General features: G+C 30.5%; 4 protein-coding genes. All 4 read left to right on the top strand.

The genetic code is table 11. The features are described from left to right. Positions 1-51 precede the first annotated feature (51 nt). The 4 genes from ENO17_10085 (at position 52) to ENO17_10070 (ending at position 3,857) form a co-directional block, all read left to right on the top strand. Positions 52-696, top strand: coding sequence for a GntR family transcriptional regulator (locus tag ENO17_10085; GenBank protein HER25380.1), 645 nt, complete (start codon positions 52-54; stop codon positions 694-696). A gap of 54 nt (positions 697-750) precedes the next feature. After that, positions 751-1,722 carry a tripartite tricarboxylate transporter substrate binding protein gene (locus tag ENO17_10080; GenBank protein ID HER25379.1) on the top strand — a complete coding sequence of 324 codons (972 nt, stop codon included), beginning with the start codon at positions 751-753 and terminating at the stop codon, positions 1,720-1,722. Between the two features lie 112 nt (positions 1,723-1,834). Next, a complete protein-coding gene (locus tag ENO17_10075; protein ID HER25378.1) occupies positions 1,835-2,281 on the top strand; it encodes a tripartite tricarboxylate transporter TctB family protein in 447 nt (148 codons plus the stop codon). Positions 2,282-2,381: 100 nt separating this feature from the next. Then, positions 2,382-3,857 (top strand): C4-dicarboxylate ABC transporter permease, encoded by a 1,476-nt coding sequence (locus ENO17_10070; protein HER25377.1) that lies wholly within the window; start codon positions 2,382-2,384, stop codon positions 3,855-3,857. The last annotated feature ends 108 nt before the right edge of the window (positions 3,858-3,965 follow it).

Below are 3,965 nucleotides of genomic sequence, written 5' to 3'. Positions count from 1 at the left end.
TTCATGTATACATGAATACATAAAAATTTTTTATTATATTTGGAGAGAAAAATGAAAAATAAAAATATAATTGGAAAAATTGAGTATAAAAGAAAGAACCTTAGGGATATAGTTTTTGAAAAATTAGTTCAAGCAATATACGAAGGAAAATTCAAACAAGGGGAAAGATTGTTTGAAAAAAATTTAGTTGAGGAATTAGGTATAAGCAGGACACCTGTGCGTGAGGCAATAGAAAGATTAGCAACCACAGATTTAATAAAAATTATTGCAAATAAAGGATTTATAATTTGTAGTTGGACAGATAAAGATATAAAAAATGTAATTAAAATAAGAGCAGCGCTTGAAAGATTAGCAGTGGAACAAGCGATTAAATATATTGAAAAAGAAGATATTGAATATTTTATAAAATTATTTAAACAAATAAATGTCGCCTTGAAAAAAAATGACAAAAATAAAATCTCTTATTATAATTATAAGCTTCATTGGAAAATTATATCCTTAAGCAAGAATGAGTATCTTATTAAGATCATGAAACCCATCTTAGATAAAATATATTATTTCGGAACTGTTTATATTTCCGATCAAAAAAGACTTCAAAAAGCCTCAGAAGAACATGAGAAAATATTTGAGGCTATAAAAAATAAAGATGTTAAGTTAGCACAAGAATTAATAGAAAACCATAGTATGGAGTTATAGGAAGGGGGAAAAATTAATTAAAACTATTTCTATAAAAAAGGGAGGATTTTTTTAATGAGAAGAAACAAAATATTTACAATACTATTTTTTTCAATCGTATTTTTAATGGTTACAATTTTCGGGACTAATATATTTGCTGCTCAATACCCTGAAAAAGAAGTTAAAGTTTTAGTTGGCTGGTCTGCAGGTGGCTCTACAGATACATTAGCAAGAATGTTGTCTGCAGAATTGGAAAAAGAATTTGGGGTAAAATTTTTAGTAATTGATAAACCTGGTGCAGGAGGGAGCATAGCTTGGACGGAAATTAGTAAATCGAAACCTGATGGTTATACGCTTGCAATGGTAAATATACCTGATATCTACACCATTCCTTTAACTGTCCCCAGTACAACTTGGGACTTGCAGAGCTTTGAACCAATTGCTAGTGTAATAACGGACCCAGCTCTTTTAGCGGTAAATAGTGAGAGTCCATTTGAAACCTTAAGTGATTTTGTTAATTATGCAAAAGAACACCCATATGAGTTAAATACTACCAATGATAGCTATAAAGGTGATTATTGGTTAGTAGTAAGAAAACTCGAAGAGCTTGCAGATATTAAAATAACCAACGTATATTTTGATGGTTCCGCTCCAGTAAATTCTGCTTTGTTAGGAAACCATATTAATTCGGGAATGTTAAATGTTTCGGAAGTATTTCCTTTGGTGAAAGCTGGTAAATTAAAAGTGCTTGGAATATTGACAGAGGAGCGTAGCGCATTACTTCCAGATGTACCTACTTTTAAAGAGCAAGGATTCAATATAATTTTATCTAATAAAAGAGGTCTTGTGGGTCCAAAAGGTTTACCTCAAGAGATTAGAGATGTTTTAATCGATGCAATCAAAAAAGCAGTAGCAAGTCCTGATTTTATTAAAAAAGCAGAGGAAACGAAAATGCCTATTGACTTAATAGTTGGTGATGATTTCAGTGAAATGGCGAATAGAGAAAATGAGATGATGAAAAAAGATTACAAGGAAAACCCTTGGTAAATATCATAATCAAAAGAATAAATTAATTTTTCCCCCCCTATAATGGTTCAATATTATTTGAACGGTAAGTTAAGTCATAAATTAAGTTTTAACAAAAACAGGAGTTATACAGATGAAAGGAAAAGGAGATAGAATAATATCTATTATATTATTTATATTTTGTGGTTTATATTTTTATCTTTCACTATCATTCTCAATTCAATCAAGAAGTTACCCTCAAACTACAATAATATTATTATTTATTTTGACAACAATATTATTTCTTTCTACTTTTAATAAAAAAAAGGAATTATTTCCCAAAGAAAGGGAAAATAAGGAAGACAATATTATTGTATCAAGAGTTATCGGTATAGTAATGATTACATTTTCCTATATATTTTTGATAGATAAAATTGGATTTTTTACTATCACGGAGTTTTTCTTAGTTGGAGTCATGTATTTCTTGGGCATTAGAAGCTATAAAATTCTGTTATTTGTACCTTCCTTATTTACTTTATTGCTTTTTATTGGATTTAGATTATTGTTGGAAGTTTCTACACCGATAGGGATTTTATTTTAAATATAAATGTATGTCTTGTTATTGAGTCAGTCTGTAGAATTATTTATTATAACTGTTTGAAGCAATTTCTTAATATATTTTAAAGGTGGAAAAATTCATGATGTCTGATATTTTTTTTGGATTAAAAAACGTCTTACTATTTAGTAATTTAGCCATAATTTCCCTGGGGACTTTATTTGGAATAGCGGTCGGTGCCATGCCAGGTTTATCTGCAACAATGGGCGTTGCATTATTAGTACCTATAACTTTTAAAATGGATCCCGCAACTGGTCTTTGTATGTTGGGAGCGGTATATTGTGGAGCAGTATATGGTGGCTCCATTACTGCCATTCTGCTTCGTACACCCGGTACTCCAGGAAATATTACAACTTCATGGGATGGTTACGAGATGACAAAGAAGGGTTTAGCAGGTAAAGCATTGGGTATTTCAACAGTTTCTTCTTTTATTGGAGGAACATTCAGTGCATTAGCATTGTTGCTTATAGCGCCACCCTTGGCGGATTTTTCTTTGAGATTTGGCCCGCCGGAACGTTTTTTACTTGCTGTATTTGGAATAACTATTATTGTTAGCCTTTGTAGCGAATATCCTATAAAAGGGTTTATTGCAGGAGTTTTAGGAATAGTCTTGGCTACCACGGGAATAGATCTTGCCGTTGGCGATTTAAGGTATACCTTTGGTCAATTGGGTCTTTTTGACGGTATTCCTGAATTACCTTCATTGATTGGACTTGTTTCAATGTCACAAGCTATTTTGATAATTGAAAAAAATTCAAAAAAAATTCAGATTACGCAAGCAAAGGTTAGAGATAGGATTTTGCCTACTATTGAAGATTATAAAAAAATATGGAAAACAATTTTACGATCATCAATTATAGGTACAATTATTGGAATAATACCTGGTGCAGGTACTACCACTGCATCTTTTATCAGCTATAATGAAGCCAAACGTTCATCAAAAGATAAAGATTTTGGGAAAGGTAGCATTGTAGCTTTATCTTCTTCGGAGTCTTCAAATAATGCAGTAACCGGTGGTTCCCTGGTACCTTTATTGACTCTTGGTATTCCAGGTAATGCAGTTTCTGCGATTTTTCTTGGAGGATTACTTATACATGGATTAATTCCAGGACCTGAACTTTTTACTAAATATGGCGAAATTACCTATACTTTAATGATTTCTTTATTTTTTGCTAATATCGCTCTTTTAATCTTTGGCTTATTAGGGGCAAAATTATTTGTTAATGTTGCCAAGGTAGAAACAAATATTTTATCTCCATTGATAATTACATTAAGCGTGCTAGGATCTTTTGCCATGAGAAATAATATATTTGATGTATTTTTAATGTTTTGTTTTGGAATAATTGGTTATGCAATGGAAAAAAATAATTTTCCAACTGCACCAATGATTTTAGGTATTATATTGGGACCAATTGCAGAATCTGAACTTCGGAGATCTCTATCAATTTTTCGCGGAAATCTATTACCCATTTTTCTACGTCCAATTTCTGCAATTTTTATAATATTAATTATTTATTCTCTCTATATATCTTTTAAAAAAATTATGGCTAAAAAAAGTTAATTTAGATTAATAAAATAAACCAAAATTTTTTATAATGGGTGGAAAAAATGAATTTGAGTTAATACTATTTATTTAGATTTATATCAAAATATTATCCAAATTTTGCCT

The organism is Candidatus Atribacteria bacterium (assembly GCA_011056645.1).
In the GTDB taxonomy this organism is placed as follows: Bacteria; Atribacterota; Phoenicimicrobiia; order Phoenicimicrobiales; family Phoenicimicrobiaceae; genus Sediminicultor; species Sediminicultor quartus.
Note: the sequence above shows the minus strand (reverse complement) of the source record. Positions and strands in the feature narration are given on the sequence as shown.

Bases quoted from the DNA above. Each gene is read 5' to 3' on its own strand.
- ENO17_10075 (HER25378.1), top strand. From the start codon at position 1,835: ATGAAAGGAAAAGGAGATAGAATAATATCTATTATATTATTTATATTT.
- ENO17_10070 (HER25377.1), top strand. From the start codon at position 2,382: ATGTCTGATATTTTTTTTGGATTAAAAAACGTCTTACTATTTAGTAAT.
- ENO17_10085 (HER25380.1), top strand. From the start codon at position 52: ATGAAAAATAAAAATATAATTGGAAAAATTGAGTATAAAAGAAAGAAC.
- ENO17_10080 (HER25379.1), top strand. From the start codon at position 751: ATGAGAAGAAACAAAATATTTACAATACTATTTTTTTCAATCGTATTT.